The following is a 22611-nucleotide window of genomic DNA, read 5'->3' on the forward strand; positions in this document are numbered from 1 at the left end:
CTAAAGTTGGGCTTTTGGATAACATATATAATATTTAGTCACAGGTTTTGAGAGCGCTTTAAGACTTATTTGGTCTGAAGCCTTAACTATATCCTCTACTTTACCACTTTTGTGCAAAATATTTATGTTCTGTTTTTTTTGTGAATACGCCTGATTACTAATCTGACCTGTAAACACAAAATAACTCGCTTCATGCTCTGATATATCACATCTACCTAATAAGGATGTCATATGATCTGCTAAAACTTGTTTTTTGATTGGTTTCTTTTTGATTTTAATTTTTAACAAATGTCTATTAATAATCATGTCGCAAAGGTTTTTCAAAACAAAATCATCATGGTATTGCCAATTTTTCATTGCAGTAACAATATCGTAATCATCTAACTTTGCAAATGTCTCTAAACACGTAGAGTCAAATTCCTTTAAAGTAATTTCATTCTCTAAAAAGAATTTTAATGGTTTACTGGCTTCTAGACTTACACCATTTTTAACTAACTCTTTAGCGCGTTTTAAAACTCTTATTAATAACTGTTCTGCTACCAAACTTGTTTTATGTAAATATACTTGCCAATACATTAAACGTCGTGCTACTAAAAACTTTTCGACACTATAAATACCTTTATCCTCTACAACCAGCTCGTCTTTTTTAACGTTAAGCATGGTGATTAAACGCTCACTATTAATATTACCTTCTGACACACCTGTGTAAAAACTATCACGTTTTAAATAATCTGCGCGGTCCATATCTATTTGACTAGAAATTAGCTGCAACATAAACTTACGGTGATACTCACCTTTAAAAATCTGAATAGCAAGTGTTAAATCGTCGTTAAATTCTTTATTCAATTCTTGCATGAATAAGGACGAAATCTCTTCATGAGATATACCACTTACAATACTATGTTCCATAGCATGACTAAAAGGACCATGTCCAATATCATGTAATAAAATAGCTATATATAACGCTTTTTCTTCATCTTCAGAAATGGCAACACCCTTAAAACGTAGTACTTGAACTGCTTTTTGCATTAAATGCATACAGCCAATAGCATGATGGAATCTAGTGTGATGTGCTCCTGGATATACTAAATAAGACAACCCCATTTGCGATATGCGTCGCAAACGCTGAAAGTATTTATGTTCTATCAAATCAAAAATTATCGAATTTGGAATAGTAATAAATCCGTAAATTGGGTCGTTTAGTATTTTAAGTTTGTTACTTGCTTTCAAGCTTAAGCCTTTATTTAATTAATATACACAAATATACATGAACAATATAAATATTCTTTGGGTTGATGACGAAATAGATTTATTAAAGCCTCATATCCTGTTTTTAGAGAAAAAAAACTACAATGTAACCACTTGTAATTCTGGAACAGAAGCTTTAGAAATCCTAGACGAACAGAAGTTTGATATTGTTTTTTTAGATGAAAACATGCCTGGCTTAACAGGTTTGGAGACTTTAAATGAAATTAAAGAAAAACAAGACACGCTTCCTGTGGTAATGATTACTAAAAGTGAAGAAGAATATATTATGGAGGAAGCTATTGGTAACAAAATTGCCGATTACCTTATAAAACCGGTTAATCCGAATCAGATTTTACTAAGTCTGAAGAAAAACTTAGACCACTCTAGATTGGTATCAGAAAAAACAACATCTAACTACCAACAAGAGTTTAGAAAAATAGCTATGGATATGGCTATGGTAAATAGTTATGAAGAATGGGTAGATCTATATAAAAAGCTTATCTATTGGGAAATTCAGCTTGAAGACATCGAGGATCCAAGTATGTTTGAGATTTTAGAATCTCAAAAAAACGAAGCCAACACACAATTTGGTAAATTTATTGACAAAAATTACCCGTCTTGGTTTGAGCCAAATACGGATGCACCTATATTATCACACACGTTGTTTAGAGAACGTATTGCGCCAGAACTAAGCAAAGAGCAACCTACACTTTTAGTTGTAGTAGATAATTTACGTTATGACCAATGGAAAGCGTTTGAACCTTTTATAAGTAACCATTATAAAAAACAAAAAGAAGAAGCTTTTTATAGCATCTTACCTACAGCAACACAATATGCTAGAAATGCCATTTTTTCTGGGTTAATGCCTAGTGATATGGAAAAACTACACCCTGAATATTGGAAAAACGACACAGATGAAGGTGGTAAAAATTTGCATGAAGCAGATTTTTTAAACGCACAAATGAAACGCTTAGGTCTAAGCAACCTAAAACACGAATATTACAAAATCACGAATCTAGCTTCAGGAAAAAAATTAGCAAGCAATTTTAGAGGACTAAAAGATAACGACTTAACTGTTGTTGTTTATAATTTTGTAGACATGCTATCACACTCTAAAACGGAAATGGATGTAGTAAAAGAACTAGCCTCTAATGACAAAGCTTACCGTAGTTTAACACAGAGTTGGTTTAAAAACTCACCTTTATTAGAAATGATACAGCAAGCGCAACAAATGGGCTTTAAATTAATCATAACTACAGATCACGGTACAATAAATGTAAAAAACCCATCTAAAGTTATTGGAGATAGAGATACTAGTTTAAACTTACGTTATAAAACAGGACGTAGTTTAAGTTACGAAAACAAAGATGTCCTTGCTGCTAAAGATCCAAAAACAATACACCTACCTTCTATTAACATGAATAGCTCTTTTATATTCGCTAAAAGCGATTTATTCTTTGCTTATCCAAATAACTACAACCATTATGTTAGTTATTATCGTAATACATACCAACATGGTGGCGTCTCTTTAGAAGAAATGATTATTCCGTTTGTAGTTTTAAGTCCTAAATAATTTATTTTTGCTCAAAAAATAAATACAGTGGTAATACATTATACATTAAATGACGTTGAAACAGTAGCAAAAACACTTCTTGAGACTGTAGATTCTAAAATAATATTATTTGAAGGCGAAATGGGTGTTGGTAAAACAACACTCATTAAGACTTTAATTAAACTTTTAGGGAGTAATGACGTTGTTAGCAGTCCTACCTTCTCCATAGTTAACGAGTATTTAGCAAAAAACCAGTCCATTTATCACTTTGATTTGTATCGCATAGAAAGCGAAGACGAGCTATATGACTTTGGTATAGATACTTACATTTACAATAACAACTTTGTTTTTGTAGAATGGCCAGAACTATTGAAACCATTGATACAAGACAAATATTCTGTTGTAAAAATAACTTTGTCAGAAAACACATCAAGAACTATATCGATTGAAAATATCAAGTAAACTTTCGCTTTTTTCTTTCAATAAAAAGTGTATTTTTGACCAAGTGCGGTTTTAACCACATCAAAAAAATAATAAAACACGTTTTTTAACATAATTTTAACATTTAGTCGATTTTTGTAAGGATAATTTATATAGTTTAGACGTATAATTAATTAAATCCCTAACAAATGAAAACTAAAAAGTATGTAATAGCTATGGCTATTTTCGGAGGTGTATTATTTACAGCTCAAGCAACAAATCTTATTGATTTAAATGGACAACAAACAACAGAAGTTGATAAACGAAAAATTAAAATCGCAAAGCACGGATAAGATTACTTATTCAAAGAACATCTTTAAGGGGAGTATTATAGCTATATTTATAGCTGTAACTCCCTTTTTGTTTTATTTATATGAATATGTTCCTGACAATGAAAATTGGACAACATCTTTCGGAACTGTAAGTAGTGGTCATTTCGGTAGCGTACAAATTGGGCTTTGGGTGTTTTTAATGAAAGCTATCCCCTTGATATTACTATTTATTTGGTTTTTCACCTGTCGTCATTGGTGGTATCACGCATTACTTGTTCCTATTGCTATGTACAGTTACCAATCAATTGGTGTTATGAATGAAGAACTTTACTTTATTGACGAATTCCAATTAGTTCATCTAGTACCTATAATGGGTATTATAGTACCTTCTATTTATTTAGTAAGAGCCAGACTATTCAACTCAATTAATAGTGCTGGACAAACAATGCAAGATTTAGAAGACGAATTAACCTTTAGACCTAAAACATTTTGGGGAAAAGTCAAGCAATACTTCTAAACCTAACGTACTTCCAGTAACTAATTTTCAAACAAAAAGACTATCATTACTTTAGACTAAAATAAGACTACATTTTTAATGCTTTTAATTATAATAATTTTGTAATTTGTTTCAGTTTTAAAAATCACTCTAATTATGTCTAAACCGCTCTCTCCTTTTTCTAAAGAACAATTACTTCCTCAAGAGGAAACTTTAGAAATATACAAACATAAAAGCGAGCTTTTTATAGGAATACCTAAGGAAACTGCTTTTCAAGAAAAGCGTGTTTGCCTAACTCCCGATGCTGTTTCTGCAATTGTAAGTAATGGACATCGCGTTTTAATAGAATCAGAAGCAGGAAAAGGCGCTAATTTTAGTGACAAAGATTATAGCGAAGCTGGAGCGGAAGTCACAAAAGATACCGCAAAAGTATATTCTTGTCCTATGATTTTAAAGGTAGAACCTCCTACTCTAGACGAATTAGAATTAATAAACCCACAGACTACATTAATATCTGCGCTTCAAATAAAAACACAAACCAAAAAATATTTTGAAAAACTTGCTGCTAAACGCATTACCGCTTTGGCTTTTGAGTTTATTCGTGACGAAGATGGGGCTTTTCCTGCTGTTAGAGCATTAAGTGAAATTGCGGGTACTGCTTCCGTTTTGATTGCATCAGAATTATTAAGCAACTCTAGCAACGGTAACGGTTTAATGTTTGGTAATATTAGCGGTGTACCACCTGTAGAAGTTGTTATTTTAGGCGCTGGTACAGTGGGCGAATTTGCAGCAAGAAGCGCTATTGGTCTTGGAGCAAACGTAAAAGTGTTTGATAACTCTATTACTAAACTACGCTGCTTACAAGCTAATTTAGGTCGTACAATATACACATCAACTATTCAACCAAAATACTTAAGCAAAGCCTTAAAACGTTGTGACGTTGTTATTGGTGCTGTAAGAGGAAAAGACAGATCTCCAATTTTAGTATCCGAAACCATGGTTGAAAACATGAAAAAAGGCTCTGTAATTATTGATGTTAGTATTGATATGGGAGGTTGTTTTGAAACTAGCGAAATCACAACACATGATAACCCTACTTATCGTAAAAACGGAGTTATTCATTATTGCGTTCCAAATATTCCAGCACGTTATTCTAGAACAGCTTCGGCCTCTATAAGCAACATATTTACGCCTTATCTGCTTAAAATTGCGGATGATGGTGGATTAGAACACGCTATTCGTTTTGATAAAGGACTTAAAAATGGGCTGTATTTTTATCATGGTATTTTAACTAGTCGTGCAGTTGGAGAATGGTTTGACCTAAAACATAGTGATATTAACCTATTAATATTCTAAATTTGCAATTCAAAACTTTAGAATGAAAATATTACACAGATTTGGTTATTACTTTGGTGGATTTGCAATTGGACTTGTAATTTTAGCTTTTTTCTTAAACGGAAGAGGTGTGTCTTGCGAGTATAGTTATGGCCCAGAAGCTAGAGTCCTTAAAAACATTAGAACAAAAACACTACATTTTTCTTCAGAAAGCGAAGCATTAATAGCATCAAAAACTATTGATACAGCTTCAATAAGTTATATTCTTAAAGAAGGAGATATTGATTTCTCTAAAAGTGAAGCTAGAAAAAAACCTTGTGGCGTCTATTATATATACGGCGAAACTAAAGACAATAAAAATTTAGAGTTTTATATTGAGAACTGTGACAGTATTGCAACTTTAAAAAACATAACATTTTTAGACTAAAGACTATTCTATTTTAAATACAAAAAAGAGCGATTTGTTATAACAAATCGCTCTTTTTTTATTTTACCGCATAACAACTAACGTGTTATTTTTGTTTTCTTCTCTTACGCTCTGCTTTTAATAATGTTAATTCGCGACCTGTTTGCCCTGCAACCGAAGTGTTTTCTTCTGCACGTCTAATTAAATAAGGCATCACATCTTTAACAGGTCCAAATGGCAAATACTTTGCAACATTATAACCTTGAGCTGCTAAATTAAAACTAATATGATCACTCATACCATATAATTGACCAAACCAAACGCGGTTATCTTTTTTATCAACACCTAATTTTTCCATCAATTGTAATGCTAAATAAGAACTCTCTTCATTATGCGTTCCAATAAAGATGGAAATAGTCTCTAAATTATCTAATATATACAACAGACAATCATTAAAGTTTTTATCTGTGGTGATTTTATCTTTACAAATTGGGGATGCATACCCTTTATCTTTAGCGCGTTCACGCTCTTTTTCCATGTATGCGCCACGAACTATCTTATAACCTAAAGTATAACCTCCAGATTTAGCACGCGCATGAGAAGCCTTTAAAAACGCTAAGCGATCATGTCTATAAGTTTGTAACGTATTATACACAATAGGCTTATCCGTGTTATAAATTTTCATCATATCCTCCGCCAATTGATCTGCAGCATCTTGCATCCAACTCTCTTCTCCATCAATCAAAACTTCAACATCACGGGCTTTAGCTAATTTACAAATAGAATGATATCTATCTACAATTCTATTCCACTCCTGCGCTTCCTCTTCAGTAAATACTTTACCTTCTCCTTTTTTCTGAAACAAGAAAATACGCCCTAAACCTGTTGGTTTAAACACAACAATAGGCATAGCTTCTTTCTCATCACTAAACTCAACCAGCTTCATTATTTTTTCTTTAGCAGAATCAAACTGGTTTTCAATAGCTTTTCCTTCTACCGAGTAATCTAAAACAGAACATACACCAGCAGTATACATCTTATCAATAACAGACAAACAGTCGTCCTCATTAACACCACCACAAAAATGATCAAACACGGTAGCACGTATTAAACCTTCTACCGGTAGATGTGCTTTTAAAGCAAAATTAGTAGCTGCCGTACCTATCCTAACCAACGGTTGGTTAGATATCATTTTAAATAAAAAATAAGCGCGTTCTAATTCAGAATCGCTTTTAAGCTTAAATGCAACTTCTGTGTTTTCAAAAAAAGTAACCTTTGCCATATTATAATTTCGTTTTAGTCAAAACAAATATACCATCTATTACCATTATTTTTTAAAAAAACTATTAATTTTACGTTCTAACGTTTTAAAGTATTTATGACTCCTATTCAAACTCAAGATTACAGCATACAATTCAATGATGATTGTTACACAGCGCTTAATAAATACATTAACCAGCATTCGTTTTCAAACATCTTTGTTTTAGTAGATAGCAACACTTCAGAGCACTGCTTACCAATCTTTTTAAGACAATTAGAAACTGACTTAACTATTGAAGTAATAGAAATTGAAGCAGGAGAACAAAATAAAACTATAGAAACTTGTTCCGGCGTATGGCAAACTTTATCTGAGTTAAGAGCAGACAGAAAAACACTAATGCTAAATTTAGGCGGTGGAGTTGTTACTGATCTAGGTGGTTTTGTTGCATGCACCTACCAAAGAGGAATTAAATTTATAAATATCCCAACGACACTTTTATCTATGGTAGATGCTTCTATTGGTGGTAAAAATGGTGTGGATTTAGGAAACATAAAAAACCAGGTAGGAATTATAAAAACACCTAACATGGTTTTAATTGATACTAACTATTTAGAAACGTTATCTAGTCGAGAAATGCGTTCTGGCTTGGCCGAAATGCTAAAGCACGGATTAATACGTGACGAATTGTATTACAACAAGTTATCCGCTTTATCTAATCTAACACTTGAAGACTTAGATCAGCTTATATACGACTCTGTCTTAATTAAAAAAGATATTGTAGAACAAGATCCAACGGAGCAAAATTTAAGAAAATCGCTTAATTTTGGTCATACTTTAGGGCATGCAATTGAGTCTTATTATCTAAATCATGAGACCAAATCTTTACTACATGGAGAGGCTATTGCAATAGGAATGATTTTAGAAACCTACTTATCTAGTCAATTACTAAATTTTCCAACTGAGAAAACAAAATCAATCAAAGAGAATACGCTAAAAGTGTATGAAAAAATAGACATTCCGGAAAAAGACTACGCACCTATTATTGAATTGATGAAGTTTGATAAAAAGAACGAAAAAGGCACCATTAACTTTGTATTACTAAACGCTATTGGTAATCCTGAAATTAATTGCGTCATCCATAACGACCTATTAATCAAATCTTTAAATTTTTATAACGAATAATTTCATTGTATTAAAAAATTGCTTAATTTTAAGTAATTGCAGCAATGCAAGACTATCCTAACCAGTTAATTTAAAACATATTGGTATGCGAAAAGTTATTGTAGATTATAAAAAGTTAACACCAGAAGTACTAACACTGTTAACTCAAAAGTTTCCCGATGGTTATGGAGACAAGGATATTATTACCTTTGACAACCACCACAACCAAACCATTGAAGCTAATGAGGTTACAAGCCAAGACACCATCTTTTTAGTAAAGGTTAGCAGCAAGCTACATTACACCATGACCAATGTTGATACTATTGATGATGCTACAGTAAACAGTGATGGTCATATAGTAATTGATTTTAAAGACAACCCAGAAAACAGGCCAGAAGATAGCAACTACATTATTTCTAACGAAGAAGAATAACTACTTCAAGTAACGCTCCTTAATCACATTTACGTGATGCTTCTCATGTCCGATAACTAAAAACCCTAAAGCCCTAACAGAAACTGCTCCACTACCAGCTACACCTTTACTCTTAAGCGCGTTATCAGAAAAGCTTTTAAACAAAGCTACTGTTGCTTTCCTAACTAAAGTGTACTCCTCTAACAAATCTGCAATAGAACGCTCTGAAGCACCAGAAGCTAACACGTACTCATTCTCATCAAATCCTGAAAGTGCGGTTTTATCCTGCCTAGCAAAGCGCAAAGCTCTGTAACAAAATATACGCTCAGTATCTATCAAATGACTAATAATCTCTTTTATGGTCCACTTACCCTCATCATATCTATACTCTAATTTTGCAGGAGCAATTGTAAGATAGAAGTCATATATCGTTTTAAAGCTAGACTCTAAGCCCGATAATAACGTTACACCCTCTGCTTGATCGATATAACCTTTAAAATAAGGTAAATACTCATCTTTTTGTAAATCTGAAATAGTCATTAAAATATTTTTTAATAAAATTAAACAAAAAACGCCTCATAAAATGAAGCGCTTTATAATTGTGTACTGCAAAAATCTATAAATCGTTAAAAATGCTATGCATTAAACGTTTTTTATCATTTATACTCTCCTCTAAAGATATCATAGTTTCTGTTCTATAAACACTTTCAATGTCATCTAACATAAAAATAACATCCTTTGCATGCTCTGTATTTCGAGCTCTAATTTTACAGAAAATATTGAATTTACCTGTAGTAACATGCGCAACCGTAACATAAGGAATCTCAGCAATACGCTCTAAAACGAATGATGTTTTTGAAGTGTTTTGAAGAAAAACACCAACGTAAGCTATAAATGAATACCCTAATTTTTTGTAATCTAATGTTAAAGAAGACCCTTTAATAATCCCTGCATCTTCCATTTTCTTCACCCTAACATGAACAGTACCAGCAGAAATTAATAATTTTTTTGCTATATCTGTAAAAGGAACTCTTGTGTTTTCGATTAACATATCAAGAATCTGGTGATCAATTTCGTCTAGTTTAAACTTTGCCATTTTGTAATTTTATTAAATAAAACACAAAAATAAAACATTTTTCATAAATTATCTACATCAAAATTGAAGAAAATTAAAGATTTAATGATAATTTCACATTATCTATATTTACGAAATCGTTTTCGTAACCTTCAAACACCACCTGATTACTTGCAGTAAAAATCCTACTATTATTCGCATTCAGCACTTTATGTCCGTAAAAATCGGATAAATCACCAATAAAAACAATTTGCGGCACAAACATTAGTTCCTTATCCACCAATCTTTCTTGATAATTAACACCTACATCTTTAATACCATCATCAAATTGAGCATTTTTAATAATTATATCATAAAATAACTTACCGTTTTCTGGAATAGAAAAATAATCTACATAATCATCACCACTAACAACCGTGTTTGCAATACAATCTAAACCCACCAATAAAGACTTATAAATAAAACGCCTCACCTCTTCTCTATTGTAATCATCCTTATAATGTCCAGCCTCAAAAAGCACCGTAGGCGTTTCTAAAAACTGAAAAGCATCACCAACACAGTTAATATTAAAACCGTCATCATAACGCCCTATTTGATCAGGTAAGTCCGATTGCAACGTTGTATTTATAGCATTAATAATAGACATCGCCTTTTTTCTAGCCACAGTTAAGCTTCTATCACTATCTGCTGAAGGTGATAAAAACGACAAGGTTGCCACATTATTAGTTTCGCCAGCACTAAATAATGTACGTTGCCCATGCAAATTAAAGCAGAAATCAGGTTTAAAAGCATTATAACAATCTAAAAGCACACGACTTTCTGGCTGTGTCAACTCTTGAGCATCTCTATTTAAATCCACTTGATTAGCATTTAATCTAGTATAGACTTCTGATCCGTCTGGATTAAGCATTGGTATCAATTTAATGGTACAAGTTTCTAAAATAGAACTTAAATCATCTTCAATAAAGCTGTTTAACATATCAAAAGCAGCCTTCGTTGTCGTGGATTCGTTGCCATGCATTTGCGACCAAAGCAATACTTTTTTTGGTCCTGTACCAAATGTAATAGTATAGATATCTTTTCCTAGAACTGACTGTCCAATAATTTCTGATTTAAACCTAGAGGGCAAGTTAGTTATTAAGGGAGTAAGATTATCTAAGGTAATATATCGCCCATAAAGTGATGACTCTTTATAGGTCTTAAATAAGTTGTTTAATAATGTATGATTCATGCGTGCTTGTTTCGTTTACAAATGTAACCAAATACTTATTTACAAATGTAAACACTATAATTTACATTTGTAATTTACGGTTGTAAACAAAAGTGATTAGAAAGTGTGCAAATTTAACTTACTAAAGTTCTGAATATTACCAAATAACCATTTATAAATACAAACAATTTGTTTTCAGTTACTTACATTAATCTATTTAAAGTTATTATTTAATGTATTAACACTTGCTTACCTCTTCAAAATCATAATACTTAGTTAAGTTTTACATTTGTAACACTGTTTATACCCTGTAAATGTTTACATTTGTACCACCATGTTAAACAACGCAGATTTTTCAAAAAGACTACAAAAAGTCATCGAATACTATAGTGAAAGCGCCTCTTCTTTTGCCGAAAAAATAGGCGTTCAACGCTCTAGCATATCGCACATTTTATCAGGTAGAAACAAGCCAAGTTTGGAGTTTGTTTTAAAAGTACTCTCCTCTTTTCCGGAAGTAGAATTATATTGGTTGATGAATGGAAAGGGTGAATTTCCAAAAATTGAATCTCAAAATAGACAAGAACCAATTGCATCAGTTTCAAAAAAAGATGACCAAAATTTATTCACGGATTCAAAAAATGAAAATCCAGTAGAACCAAAAAATTCTGATTTATTAAAAAATTTAAATCATAAATCTTCCAATGGAAAAATTATTGAACGCATCGTAATTTTTTATTCGGATGGAAGTTTTTCAAATTTTGAAAATTCGTAATTCTGCCTCCACTATTTTATTTTTCAAATTGAAAATATTTTTTTCAAGAAATTTTCTATTTGGTGAAAATTTAGAAAATTGATATAATTTGAAAATTCAACAAAAAACTATAAAATTTTAGAATTATTGATTTTGATCACTTTTTCTTATAATTTTCAAATTTCACGAATTTGTAGTTAGGTACATAAAATTTTCAAATACGCGATTTATAGAAAGGTTGGATTTTTGATATTATAATCAAACATTTCATTAATTTTGTTTAAACTCTTTTTTGATGAAATTAAAATTTTTATACCTAATAGTATTGACCTCTTTTTTTAGCTGCTATAATGTGGAACGTAATTGTACCGATTTTAAAACTGGGCAATTTTATAGCGAAGTCAAAGTTGCTGACAAAATATATAAATCTACATTTACTAGAACTGAAAATTTACAAATAGAATCCTACGATGGTAAAATTGATAGCTCAAGCGTAAGATGGGTAAACAACTGTGAAGTTATTTACAAAACCATTAATCCCAAAAACATGGCCGAACGTAAAGATGTTCATTTAAAAATACTAACCACGACAGATTCGTCTTATACTTTTGAATATTCTTATGTTGGCGAGACTAACAAGCAAAAAGGTATTGCCTATATTAAAAAATAAATTATGTTAGAATTTTTCACTTCCAGCGATGCTATTTTTGCATTAATTACTTTAACGTTTTTAGAGATAATTCTAGGAATAGATAATATTGTATTTATATCTATTGCAGCCAATAAACTACCCGAAGAGCAGCGCGCTAAAGTCACCAACATTGGATTGCTTTTAGCTATGGTGCAACGTATTATATTGCTATTTTTTGTGTCGTTTTTAGTTGGTCTTTCTGAACCGTTTTATAAACTAGATTTAAATTGGATGCATTTGGAAATTAGCTGGCAAGCACTAATTCTGTTTTTTGGAGGTTTATTTCTAATATATAAATCTACATCAGAAATAAGAGAGAAGGTAGAAACACCAAAACATGATGAAGATGAAGTTAAAGGAAAAGTGATTAAGTCCTTTCAACAAGCTATTATTCAGATATTGATTTTAGATTTTATATTCTCCATAGACTCTATATTAACAGCAGTAGGAATGACCAATGGATTATCAGATAATCACAACTACAACCTGATTTTGATGATTATTGCTGTTGTTATATCGATAGGTATTATGATTGCATTTGCTAACAAAATAAGACTATTTATAGACAAAAATCCTAGTGTACAAATCTTAGGTTTATCCTTCTTGATCTTAATAGGGTTTATGCTTATTACCGAAGCTGGTCACCTATCGCATACCACCTTTTTCGGGAATACAGTAGGTGCAATCCCTAAAGGGTATTTGTATTTTGCAATTGCTTTTTCTTTATTTATTGAATTTCTGAATCAAAAAATTAGCAAGAAGAATTAATATAAACCCCTTCGAAAACATTAGTAAAAAAAAAGCCCAACTTTATAGTTGGGCTTTTTTTTTAGTTAAAAGAATAATAGATTTATCAAAATAACGTCACCTGACCTTTATCATCCAACCCATAACCTGTGTCCGTATCATCATCATCTTTTTTATCTGATTTCGGCTTTTCTTCCTTAGAATCAGGTTTAGATGTTTGTTTTACTATAGGTTCTGGAGATTTTGGCTCTGCTTTAGGAGTTTCTTTTTCTACCTTTACAACTTCTTCCTCAACAACCTCCACCTCTTGTGCAGGCACTTCTTCTGGAGCTTCGTATGGAATAGATTCTAATAAATTAATAGCATTTACCTTATCCTTAGTTAATTGATTACCTAGAGCAGTAATTCCTTTTACAGAAATAAACTCTTCTAAATTAACTTCTTCATTTTCTTTTCGTTCTTTACCTCTTTCCTTAGCAAAAACAATTTCTGCAACTGGTTTCCAATCTGTAGAAACTATTTCTAACTGAGACCCTTCATGCTCCGTTATAAACGACTCTTCTTTATTTTCATTTTCGATAATAAAACGTTTCACGTAATAACGCTCTTTTTCACCATCAAAATAAATAGCAGAAATAGGTTTTTTAGGCACCCATTTTTCCATAACAATCATATCGTCATCAAAATGCAATGTCACTTCTGGTGTAACTGTTTTTACAATACCTTTTTGGTTTATAATTAACAACTTGTCCTCACCTCTAAATTCACCTACCAATTCTCCTCTAGAATCTACATTTAGTCTTTGAACAGTATCATCAAACCATATTTTACGCGGTTTTAATGTGGAGATTCCTTTTTCTTTAAGCTCTACAGTTTTTATTGCGTGTTTAGTGACAACATTTCCTTTAGACGCACGCCCTTTAATTAAAATGTCTGCAAAATCTAAATCCCACTTTAACTTTTTAACACTACCGACTTGTCTTAAACTAATAGCAACAACTTCTGCTTCTCCATTTGGATTAGCTGAAAAATACCAAGATTTAGACCCTTTATTACCGTTAGTTAAATCGTAATCCTTATCTCTAGTTATAGAGGTTACCGCAAAACGTTTGACATAAGATGGTCCTTTTGCCCCATCGCGATAAATCATATTATAAATAGTACGCTTATCCTTTTTCTTAAAAACAGCAACGTGAATAATGTTTTTACCTATAAACGTTTTACTATCTACTTTGGTAACCATCATTTTACCTTCCGCAGTAAACGCAATAATATCATCAATATCACTACAATCACCAACATACTCGTCACGCTTTAAAGACGTCCCTATAAACCCTTCTTCACGGTTTACGTAAAGTTTAGTATTTCTAATAATAACTTTTGTAGCATCCACATCCTCAAATGCACGTAATTCTGTTTTACGCTCACGTCCTTCTCCGTACTCTTTTTTAAGCCTAACAAAATAAGCTATAGCATACTCAATTAAATTAGCTAAATGATGTTTTACTTCTGCGATACTAGCATCAAGTGCATCAATTTTTTGCTGTGCTTTATCAATATCAAATTTAGAAATACGCTTAATTCTAATTTCTGTTAAACGTGTAATATCTTCTTCTGTAACTGCACGTTTTAAATGCTTAATATGTGGTTGAAGTCCTTTATCTATAGCTTTAATTACACCTTCCCAAGTTTCCTCTTCTTCTATATCACGATAGATACGATTTTCAATAAAAATACGCTCTAAACTAGCAAAGTGCCACTGCTCTTCAAATTCACTTAGCTTTATTTCAAGTTCTTGTTTTAATAAATCGACCGTATTATCTGTACTACGACGTAACATTTCGGTTACTCCGACAAATAATGGTTTATTATCCTCAATAACACAGCCTAATGGCGAAATTGACGATTCGCACGCAGTAAAAGCATACAAGGCATCAATAGTTTTATCTGGAGACAAACCTGCAGGTAAATGAATCAGAATCTCTACTGTAGCAGCAGTATTATCTTCAATTTTCTTTATTTTAATTTTCCCTTTGTCATTCGCTTTTAAAATAGAATCTATTAATGACGATGTTGTTGTTCCAAAAGGCAACTCATTAACTACTAACGTGTTTTTATCAAATTGACTGATTTTTGCACGACAACGCACTTTTCCACCACGTAAACCATCATTATAATCACTACAATCTGCAATACCTCCTGTTGGAAAATCTGGTAATATCGTAAAACGCTTGCCTTGTAAATGTTTTACAGAAGCGTCAATAAGCTCGATAAAATTATGAGGTAATATTTTTGTAGATAATCCTACCGCAATTCCCTCTCCTCCTTGCGCTAACAATAAAGGAAACATAACTGGTAAATTTGTAGGCTCCTTACGACGACCATCATAAGACGATTGCCATCGTGTTATTTTTGGGTTAAAAACAACGTCTAAACCAAATTTAGAAATCCTAGCTTCAATATATCTTGAAGCTGCTGCACGATCTCCGGTTAAGATGTTACCCCAGTTACCTTGCGTATCTATTAGTAAATCTTTTTGTCCAATTTGGACCATAGCATCTGCAATACTTGCATCTCCGTGCGGGTGATACTGCATAGTATGTCCAACAATATTAGCTACTTTGTTATATCTACCATCATCCAAATCCTTCATGGAATGCATGATACGTCGTTGTACAGGTTTAAAACCATCTTCTATAGCTGGTACTGCACGTTCTAATATTACATATGAGGCATAATCTAAAAACCACTCCTTATACATACCAGTAATTCTGGTAATAGTTTCTTGAGGCTCTTGGGGTTCTTGATGCTCTAAATTGTCTTGGTTATCGTTAACTAAGTCGTCGTTGGTTAGGTCGTCGTTTTCTTCTATCATCTATTTATCCTCTTCAATTAAATCAAGTTCAACTTTTAGGTTATCAATAATAAACTCTTGTCGTGTTGGCGTGTTTTTTCCCATGTAAAAGGATAGTAAATCTTCAATAGACATATTATCATCCAGCATAATTGGATCCAATCTTATGTCTTCTCCAATAAAATGCACAAATTCATCTGGACTAATTTCCCCTAAACCTTTAAATCGAGTAATTTCTGGTTTTGGTTTTAGCTTTTCAATAGCATCTCGTCTTTCTTGATCACTATAACAGTAAATAGTTTCCTTTTTATTTCGGACCCTAAACAAAGGTGTTTGTAGTATATATAAATGTCCTTCTTTTATAACTTCTGGAAAAAATTGCAAAAAGAAAGTGATTAACAATAATCTAATGTGCATTCCATCCACATCGGCATCCGTTGCTATTACGACGTTATTATATCTTAAATCTTCTAAAGATTCTTCTATATTTAGTGCCGCTTGCAAGAGGTTAAACTCTTCGTTTTCGTAAACGATTTTTTTAGTTAACCCATAACAATTTAAAGGCTTTCCTTTTAGACTAAAAACAGCTTGTGTATTAACATCACGAGATTTAGTAATACTACCAGATGCAGAGTCTCCCTCTGTTATAAACAGCGTACTCTCTAAATTACGCTCGTGCTTGGCGTCTCCAAAATGAACACGACAGTCTCGTAATTTTTTATTATGTAAACTCGCTTTTTTAGCACGGTCTTTGGCTAATTTTCTAATTCCTGACAACTCTTTACGCTCACGCTCTGCCTGTAAAATTTTACGTTGAATTTTATCTGCTGTATCAGAATTTTTATGTAGATAATTATCTAATTGTGTTTTTAAAAAATCAGTGATATAAGTACGTACCGTTGGAAGCTCTCCTCCCATGTCCGTAGACCCTAATTTTGTTTTAGTCTGACTCTCAAAAACAGGTTCCATAACCTTAATAGCTACAGCACTAACAACAGATTTACGTATGTCTGAAGCATCATATTGTTTTCCAAAAAAGTCACGAATAGTTTTTACTATTCCTTCTCTAAAGGCATTTAAGTGTGTTCCACCTTGCGTGGTGTTTTGTCCGTTTACAAAACTATTATACTCCTCACTATACTGCGTTTTACTATGTGTAAGCGCCACTTCAATATCATCTCCACGAAGATGAATGATTGGATATAGCAAATCCGTTTCGGCTATTTTTTCAGCTAATAAATCTTTTAAACCATTTTCACTGTAGTACTTTTCTCCATTAAAAACAATGGTTAACCCCGGATTTAAGTACACATAGTTTTTAAGCATTTTTACAATATACTCTGCTCTATACTTGTAGTTTTTAAATATAATTTCATCCGGAACAAAAGAGACTTTAGTCCCTTTGCGACGCGTTGTTTCTTCTAAAAACTCTTCGTCCATTAAATTACCCTGTGCAAAATCTGCTGAAGCACTTTTTCCGTCTCTAGAAGATTCTACTCTAAAATAAGAAGATAATGCATTTACTGCTTTTGTACCAACACCATTTAATCCTACCGATTTTTTAAAGGCTTTAGAATCGTATTTACCACCGGTATTCATTTTAGACACAACATCTACCACTTTTCCTAACGGAATACCACGACCATAATCACGCACTATAACTTTACTACCTTGTATAGAAATCTCAATAGTTTTACCAGCACCCATTACAAACTCGTCAATCGAGTTATCTAACACCTCTTTAAGCAGAATATATATACCGTCATCTGGAGACGATCCATCACCAAGCTTACCAATATACATCCCTGGACGCATACGGATATGTTCTTTCCAGTCTAGTGATCGTATATTGTCTTCGGTATATTTAGTTTGTTCTGACATAAAATTTAGGTGCAATTTGAGATACGTTGCTAATATAATATAACCCTTTAAAAAATGAAACCTTGAGGCGATAAAGTAATTAACAATAAATAGATATTATTGTTCAGAACGTTGATTTTTAACAATTTTCGGCTTTATCCTTTAAATATTGGTTTCTAGTTTTTAAAAGTGTTGTCATGTATTTTTTTAAAAACAGATTATTTGCTAATCGGCCCAATACACCAAAAGGTGATTTAAACCAAAATTTATCCGTCATAATTGTTTTACCGCCTTCAAAAACAAAAATATGCTCGTGCTTAAAACTTTTAAAGGCTCCGGAGACCATTTCATCTACAAAATAGTGAGGCGAATCAAACGCTGTTATTTTAGACGTTAACTTCTGTTTTACGCCAAAATGAAACGCTTCCCAAGTCACCCATTCATTTAAACCAATTAAACCAGAAGTCTTTCCTGCTATAGCTTTTTCGTTAGAATGTGCCATAGAGTCCTTATGGAAATCTATATTTCTGGACAGATCAAAACAGGTTTGAATATCTGAATGTATTATTGTTTTTATTTCGATTAAAGGCATAATACAAAGGTAGTGAAATAAAAAAAACGAGATGAAAATTCATCTCGTTTTAGTGATTTATATCTGATTAGAATCAAATTGATAAATTTAACTCCAATAGTGATATTATTTATACATTAAATAAGAAATGCATTACATCGCCATCTTTAACGACATATGCCTTTCCTTCTACTTTCATTTTTCCTGCTTCTTTTACTTTAGATTCACTTCCGTACTCAACATAGTCGTTATAACCAATAACTTCAGCACGAATAAACCCTTTTTCAAAATCAGTATGAATAACACCCGCAGCTTGTGGCGCTGTAGAACCCACATTTATAGTCCAAGCTCTTACCTCTTTTACACCTGCAGTAAAATACGTTTGTTGATTTAATAATTTGTAAGCAGAACGGATTAATTTAGCAGATCCTGGCTCTTCCAAACCAATATCTGATAAAAACATTTGACGTTCTTCATAATCATCCAACTCATTAATATCAGCTTCTGTACCAACAGCTAAAACAATTACTTCAGCGTTTTCGTCCTTAACAGCATCTTTTACAAGATCCACGTAAGCATTTCCAGAGACAGCACTTTCTTCATCTACATTACATACATATAATACAGGTTTTCCTGTAATTAATTGCGCCGGATTAACAAACTCCTCTAAATCTTCATCAGAAAACTCTAATGCTCTTACAGATACACCTGCTTCTAAACCTGCTTTCAATTTTAATAAAACAGCTTCCTCTTTTTGAGCCTCTTTATTTCCTGTTTTTGCAGCACGTTTAACTTTATCTAATTTTTTATCTACAGTCTCTAAATCTTTAAGTTGTAGCTCCATGTCGATAGTTTCCTTATCTCTAATAGGATTTACATTACCATCAACATGTATAATATTATCATTATCAAAACAACGTAATACATGTAAAATAGCATCAGTTTCTCTAATGTTTCCTAAAAATTGATTCCCTAAACCTTCTCCCTTACTTGCCCCTTTTACTAAACCTGCAATATCAACAATCTCTACAGTTGCTGGTAAAACACGTTCTGGGTTAACTAAGCTTTCTAATTTTTCTAATCTTGGATCTGGCACATTTACCACACCTATATTAGGCTCAATAGTACAAAACGGAAAGTTGGCACTTTGCGCTTTTGCGTTAGATAAACAATTAAATAACGTTGACTTCCCAACGTTTGGCAATCCTACTATACCTGCTTTCATGTACAAAAAATTTATGATAATTTAAGGCTGCAAATATAGTACTATCTGAACAACAATTAACGACTTGATAAATTTTTAATTTTTTTAGAATTACACTGAAAAAAAATCATTTTTATGATGTTAATTTTATATTCTAACCAATTAAATAGCTAAATTTTTAAGTATACGTAATTGTATTGTGAAAATTTTAACATAATTTAGCAATCAATTAATTAAAACCTATCAAAAATGAAAAAACTTAAATTATTGTTTCTGCTACTTCTTTCTGTAGCTTTTGCAAATGCCCAAACCAATGTGTCCGGAACGGTATCCGGAGATGATGGCTTTGGTATCCCAACCGTAAATGTTATCGAAAAAGGTACAAGTAACGGAACAACTACTGACTTTGACGGAAAATACTCGTTAAGTGTTTCTAGTGGAGCAACATTAGTATTTAGCTATGTTGGTTACGACACTAAAGAAGTAGCTGTTAATGGTAAAACAAGTATTAATATTACTATGGCTAGCGGAGAAACGTTAGACGAGGTTGTATTAGTTGGATCTAGAACAGCACCAAGAAGTAATGTTAATAGTGCATTACCAATTGACGTTGTTGGAATTAAAGAATTAACGTCTACAGGTCAAGCAACTTTTGACAAAGCGCTACAGTACAGAATACCATCTTTTAACACGGTACAAACACCTGTTAATGATGCGACTTCTTTATTAGATCCTTATGAAATTAGAAACATGGGACCAAGTAGAACATTAATTTTAATTAATGGTAAACGTAAAAATTTAAGTGCATTACTTTATACACAAACGTCTCCAGGTCGTGGAGAAACAGGTGCAGATATCTCTGCAATACCTACAGATGCAATAAAGCGTGTAGAAATTTTACGTGATGGTGCCTCTGCACAATACGGATCTGATGCAATTGCTGGTGTAATGAACATTATATTAAAAGACGAAGTAAACAAAGGTTCTGCAACATTAAGAACAGGTATTACTAGTGAAGGTGATGGAGAAATGATTGGAATTGCTGTAAACAACGGTTCTACAATTGGTGATGATAAAGGTTTTATCAATTATACAATTGATTTTTCTAAAACAAACTTAGCAAACAGACCTGGTACTGTAAATGCAGAAGGAGAAGCTGCCGATTTTGGTGCTGACCTTGCAGATGTACAAGAATTTTTATCTCGTAACCCTGATGCTAATAACATTAATGGATCACCTGAAAATGCATCTTCTAAATTCTTAATCAATTCTGGATTAGATTTAAGTGAAGACACAGAATTATATTTTAATGCAGCATATGTTTACAAAAAAGTAAACAGTTTTGCTAACTACAGAACACCTTATTGGAGAACTGTTGATGACTACCCTTATTTAGCTGATTTTTTCCCTGGGGACAATCCTAATACAGCTGGTGGATATGATGGTTATGTACCTACTTTTGAAGGTTTATTGAATGATTATCATGGAACTGTAGGTGTTAAAACTAAAATAAACGACTGGAATGTTGACTTAAGTTACACTACAGGTGGAAACACACAAACATATACTGTTAGCCAATCTCATAACAGAAATGAAGTTTATGGCGTTAGTTATAACCCAGCAACTGATGAATTTGAAGCAACGCCTTTATACGGTGCGAATAGTCAACAATCTTTTAACCCAGGAGGAACTAAATTCACACATAACGTAGGTAACATTGATATTTCAAGAGTATTATCTGATAAAGTAAGTGTTGGTTTTGGTGCTGAGTTTAGAAATGAAACTTTTGAAGTAATTGAAGGTGAATTATCATCTTATGATGGTGGTGGAGCAGATTCTTTTGCAGGAAATAGTCCTGAAAACTCTGGTAAATTCAACCGTTATAATATTGGAGCTTATTTCTCTTTAGATTATGATGTATCTGATGCTTTCTTATTAAGTGGTACTGTTAGAACAGAAAACTATTCTGATTTTGGTAATACATTTGTTTACAAATTTAGTACACGTTACAAAATAACTGATAATTTAACTGCTAGAGCATCTATCTCTTCTGGATTTAGAGCACCAACATTACACCAAATCTATACGCAAAAAGCACAATATAGCTTTGTACCAGGACAAGGTATTCAAGTTGGAGGTTTAATTAACAATGTATCTACACAAGCTAAATTATTAGGTATTCCAGAATTAGATGCAGAAACGTCTAACAACTTTACTATTGGTTTTGGTGGAAAATTAGCTAATAACTTAACATTTACTGTTGATTATTACAGTATCAACGTACAAGACCGTATTGTATTAGGATCAGAAATCAGTGCAACTGGAGATGCTACTAACCCGTTAGATATCTTATTAACAAACAACAATTTAAGTGATTTAAGTTTTTTCTCTAATGCTATAGACACAAGAACATCAGGTATTGATGTTGTTTTAAGTAAGAAAAACATCGAAATAGGTGAAGGTGATTTAGATATTAACTTATCAGGAAATTATACGATCCAAAACGAAAGAGATGGTGCTGTAAAAGATATTGCTATTGTAGCTAACGCAGGACAATCTGTTGTAAATGCAACTCAAGAAGCTTTATTCTTTACTTCTAGACCAGAAACTAAGTGGATTTTAGGTGCAAACTATGACATTAATAAATTTAGTTTCTCTTTAAACAATACTTATTTTGGTAAAACTACATTTAAGCAACAAGGTATGAGTACTGATTTACGTACTGAGTTTACTCCAAAAATTGTTACAGATTTAGGTATCAACTTTAATGCAACGGACAAATTAACGTTATCATTAAACGTAAACAACCTTTTAAATGTATTACCTGAGTGGAAATTTAAAGCAGAAAATGCTGCTGGAGATGCTATTCTTGCTGATGCTGCTGCAACGCAAAATCAGTCTAACTTAATTACATTTAATCAACGTTATTCTCAAATGACTTATGATGGTTTCCATTTTAGTCAATTAGGAACAATGTTTAACTTTTCTGTAAACTACAAGTTCTAATTTAACTTAGTTTAAAAAG

At 32.3% G+C, this 22611-nt stretch carries 21 protein-coding genes; 12 read left to right on the forward strand and 9 right to left on the reverse strand.

The genetic code is table 11. The features are described from left to right. Complete coding sequence (locus ACZ2G2_RS14465) at positions 1–1230, reverse strand: HD domain-containing protein (protein WP_282070372.1); 1230 nt, start codon at positions 1228–1230, stop codon at positions 1–3. A gap of 37 nt (positions 1231–1267) precedes the next feature. On the opposite strand from ACZ2G2_RS14465, the gene porX reads away from it, so the two are divergent. From porX to ACZ2G2_RS14495, 6 genes are all read left to right on the forward strand, one after another. Then, complete coding sequence (porX, locus tag ACZ2G2_RS14470) at positions 1268–2821, forward strand: T9SS response regulator signal transducer PorX (RefSeq protein ID WP_470392944.1); 1554 nt, start codon at positions 1268–1270, stop codon at positions 2819–2821. Between the two features lie 27 nt (positions 2822–2848). Continuing rightward, on the forward strand, positions 2849–3262 hold the full coding sequence (gene tsaE / locus ACZ2G2_RS14475; RefSeq protein WP_470392946.1) for a tRNA (adenosine(37)-N6)-threonylcarbamoyltransferase complex ATPase subunit type 1 TsaE: 414 nt from the start codon (positions 2849–2851) through the stop codon (positions 3260–3262). Positions 3263–3429: 167 nt separating this feature from the next. After that, the gene (locus ACZ2G2_RS14480) at positions 3430–3573 is read left to right on the forward strand and encodes a hypothetical protein (protein WP_470392947.1); all 144 of its coding nucleotides are present in this window, start codon (positions 3430–3432) and stop codon (positions 3571–3573) included. Then, positions 3536–4069, forward strand: coding sequence for a hypothetical protein (locus tag ACZ2G2_RS14485; protein WP_470392949.1), 534 nt, complete (start codon positions 3536–3538; stop codon positions 4067–4069). Before ACZ2G2_RS14480 ends, ACZ2G2_RS14485 begins: the two co-directional genes overlap by 38 nt. 135 nt (positions 4070–4204) lie before the next feature. Beyond that, positions 4205–5404, forward strand: a complete 1200-nt coding sequence (locus ACZ2G2_RS14490; RefSeq protein ID WP_090841087.1) for an alanine dehydrogenase — start codon at positions 4205–4207, stop codon at positions 5402–5404. A gap of 22 nt (positions 5405–5426) precedes the next feature. Then, positions 5427–5810, forward strand: a complete 384-nt coding sequence (locus ACZ2G2_RS14495) for a DUF4258 domain-containing protein (protein ID WP_101203467.1) — start codon at positions 5427–5429, stop codon at positions 5808–5810. Positions 5811–5895: 85 nt separating this feature from the next. Here ACZ2G2_RS14495 and ACZ2G2_RS14500 read toward each other — a convergent pair whose 3' ends face one another. Continuing rightward, positions 5896–7071 carry a proline dehydrogenase family protein gene (locus tag ACZ2G2_RS14500; RefSeq protein WP_470392952.1) on the reverse strand — a complete coding sequence of 392 codons (1176 nt, stop codon included), beginning with the start codon at positions 7069–7071 and terminating at the stop codon, positions 5896–5898. Positions 7072–7167: 96 nt separating this feature from the next. Here ACZ2G2_RS14500 and aroB point away from each other — a divergent pair, with 96 nt between their 5' ends. After that, on the forward strand, positions 7168–8232 hold the full coding sequence (aroB, locus tag ACZ2G2_RS14505; RefSeq protein ID WP_470392954.1) for a 3-dehydroquinate synthase: 1065 nt from the start codon (positions 7168–7170) through the stop codon (positions 8230–8232). An 85-nt stretch (positions 8233–8317) separates the two neighbouring features. Then, on the forward strand, positions 8318–8644 hold the full coding sequence (locus tag ACZ2G2_RS14510; protein ID WP_470392956.1) for a hypothetical protein: 327 nt from the start codon (positions 8318–8320) through the stop codon (positions 8642–8644). Here the strand turns inward: ACZ2G2_RS14510 and ACZ2G2_RS14515 are convergent, their stop codons facing one another. The 3 genes from ACZ2G2_RS14515 to ACZ2G2_RS14525 form a co-directional block, all read right to left on the reverse strand. Further along, positions 8645–9163, reverse strand: a complete 519-nt coding sequence (locus ACZ2G2_RS14515; protein ID WP_470392958.1) for a DinB family protein — start codon at positions 9161–9163, stop codon at positions 8645–8647. Positions 9164–9239: 76 nt separating this feature from the next. Beyond that, positions 9240–9719: an Lrp/AsnC family transcriptional regulator gene (locus ACZ2G2_RS14520; protein WP_101203462.1), complete on the reverse strand. Its 480-nt coding sequence runs from the start codon at positions 9717–9719 to the stop codon at positions 9240–9242. A gap of 73 nt (positions 9720–9792) precedes the next feature. After that, entirely contained in the window at positions 9793–10929 is a 1137-nt protein-coding gene (locus tag ACZ2G2_RS14525) for a M14 family zinc carboxypeptidase (protein WP_470392961.1), read from the reverse strand. Between the two features lie 313 nt (positions 10930–11242). Here ACZ2G2_RS14525 and ACZ2G2_RS14530 point away from each other — a divergent pair, with 313 nt between their 5' ends. From ACZ2G2_RS14530 to ACZ2G2_RS14540, 3 genes are all read left to right on the forward strand, one after another. Continuing rightward, positions 11243–11680: a helix-turn-helix domain-containing protein gene (locus ACZ2G2_RS14530; RefSeq protein ID WP_470392963.1), complete on the forward strand. Its 438-nt coding sequence runs from the start codon at positions 11243–11245 to the stop codon at positions 11678–11680. A 274-nt stretch (positions 11681–11954) separates the two neighbouring features. After that, complete coding sequence (locus tag ACZ2G2_RS14535) at positions 11955–12329, forward strand: DNA topoisomerase IV (protein ID WP_090841105.1); 375 nt, start codon at positions 11955–11957, stop codon at positions 12327–12329. 3 nt (positions 12330–12332) lie between these two features. After that, positions 12333–13118: a TerC family protein gene (locus ACZ2G2_RS14540; protein ID WP_090841106.1), complete on the forward strand. Its 786-nt coding sequence runs from the start codon at positions 12333–12335 to the stop codon at positions 13116–13118. Between the two features lie 85 nt (positions 13119–13203). Here ACZ2G2_RS14540 and ACZ2G2_RS14545 read toward each other — a convergent pair whose 3' ends face one another. The 4 genes from ACZ2G2_RS14545 to ychF all read right to left on the reverse strand — a co-directional run bounded on the left by ACZ2G2_RS14545 (position 13204) and on the right by ychF (position 19607). Then, positions 13204–15972 carry a DNA gyrase/topoisomerase IV subunit A gene (locus ACZ2G2_RS14545; RefSeq protein ID WP_470392965.1) on the reverse strand — a complete coding sequence of 923 codons (2769 nt, stop codon included), beginning with the start codon at positions 15970–15972 and terminating at the stop codon, positions 13204–13206. Next, on the reverse strand, positions 15973–17832 hold the full coding sequence (locus ACZ2G2_RS14550) for a DNA topoisomerase IV subunit B (RefSeq protein ID WP_470392966.1): 1860 nt from the start codon (positions 17830–17832) through the stop codon (positions 15973–15975). 118 nt (positions 17833–17950) lie between these two features. Continuing rightward, complete coding sequence (locus ACZ2G2_RS14555) at positions 17951–18403, reverse strand: SRPBCC family protein (RefSeq protein WP_090841110.1); 453 nt, start codon at positions 18401–18403, stop codon at positions 17951–17953. 109 nt (positions 18404–18512) lie between these two features. Continuing rightward, positions 18513–19607, reverse strand: a complete 1095-nt coding sequence (ychF, locus tag ACZ2G2_RS14560) for a redox-regulated ATPase YchF (RefSeq protein WP_470392968.1) — start codon at positions 19605–19607, stop codon at positions 18513–18515. A gap of 228 nt (positions 19608–19835) precedes the next feature. On the opposite strand from ychF, the gene ACZ2G2_RS14565 reads away from it, so the two are divergent. After that, a complete protein-coding gene (locus ACZ2G2_RS14565) occupies positions 19836–22592 on the forward strand; it encodes a TonB-dependent receptor (protein ID WP_470392970.1) in 2757 nt (918 codons plus the stop codon). Positions 22593–22611 lie beyond the last annotated feature (19 nt).

It is taken from the genome of Olleya sp. KKT75 (assembly GCF_055635485.1).

What these genes read in the sequence shown, in the direction of transcription:
- ACZ2G2_RS14490 (WP_090841087.1), top strand. Translation starts at nt 4,205, where the DNA reads ATGTCTAAACCGCTCTCTCCTTTTTCTAAAGAACAATTACTTCCTCAA.
- ACZ2G2_RS14515 (WP_470392958.1), bottom strand. Translation starts at nt 9,163, where the DNA reads ATGACTATTTCAGATTTACAAAAAGATGAGTATTTACCTTATTTTAAA.
- ACZ2G2_RS14545 (WP_470392965.1), bottom strand. Translation starts at nt 15,972, where the DNA reads ATGATAGAAGAAAACGACGACCTAACCAACGACGACTTAGTTAACGAT.
- ACZ2G2_RS14555 (WP_090841110.1), bottom strand. Translation starts at nt 18,403, where the DNA reads ATGCCTTTAATCGAAATAAAAACAATAATACATTCAGATATTCAAACC.
- ACZ2G2_RS14500 (WP_470392952.1), bottom strand. Translation starts at nt 7,071, where the DNA reads ATGGCAAAGGTTACTTTTTTTGAAAACACAGAAGTTGCATTTAAGCTT.
- ACZ2G2_RS14565 (WP_470392970.1), top strand. Translation starts at nt 19,836, where the DNA reads ATGAAAAAACTTAAATTATTGTTTCTGCTACTTCTTTCTGTAGCTTTT.
- ACZ2G2_RS14525 (WP_470392961.1), bottom strand. Translation starts at nt 10,929, where the DNA reads ATGAATCATACATTATTAAACAACTTATTTAAGACCTATAAAGAGTCA.
- aroB (WP_470392954.1), top strand. Translation starts at nt 7,168, where the DNA reads ATGACTCCTATTCAAACTCAAGATTACAGCATACAATTCAATGATGAT.
- ACZ2G2_RS14520 (WP_101203462.1), bottom strand. Translation starts at nt 9,719, where the DNA reads ATGGCAAAGTTTAAACTAGACGAAATTGATCACCAGATTCTTGATATG.
- ACZ2G2_RS14530 (WP_470392963.1), top strand. Translation starts at nt 11,243, where the DNA reads ATGTTAAACAACGCAGATTTTTCAAAAAGACTACAAAAAGTCATCGAA.
- ACZ2G2_RS14510 (WP_470392956.1), top strand. Translation starts at nt 8,318, where the DNA reads ATGCGAAAAGTTATTGTAGATTATAAAAAGTTAACACCAGAAGTACTA.
- porX (WP_470392944.1), top strand. Translation starts at nt 1,268, where the DNA reads ATGAACAATATAAATATTCTTTGGGTTGATGACGAAATAGATTTATTA.
- ACZ2G2_RS14495 (WP_101203467.1), top strand. Translation starts at nt 5,427, where the DNA reads ATGAAAATATTACACAGATTTGGTTATTACTTTGGTGGATTTGCAATT.
- ACZ2G2_RS14535 (WP_090841105.1), top strand. Translation starts at nt 11,955, where the DNA reads ATGAAATTAAAATTTTTATACCTAATAGTATTGACCTCTTTTTTTAGC.
- ACZ2G2_RS14540 (WP_090841106.1), top strand. Translation starts at nt 12,333, where the DNA reads ATGTTAGAATTTTTCACTTCCAGCGATGCTATTTTTGCATTAATTACT.
- ACZ2G2_RS14550 (WP_470392966.1), bottom strand. Translation starts at nt 17,832, where the DNA reads ATGTCAGAACAAACTAAATATACCGAAGACAATATACGATCACTAGAC.
- ACZ2G2_RS14480 (WP_470392947.1), top strand. Translation starts at nt 3,430, where the DNA reads ATGAAAACTAAAAAGTATGTAATAGCTATGGCTATTTTCGGAGGTGTA.
- ychF (WP_470392968.1), bottom strand. Translation starts at nt 19,607, where the DNA reads ATGAAAGCAGGTATAGTAGGATTGCCAAACGTTGGGAAGTCAACGTTA.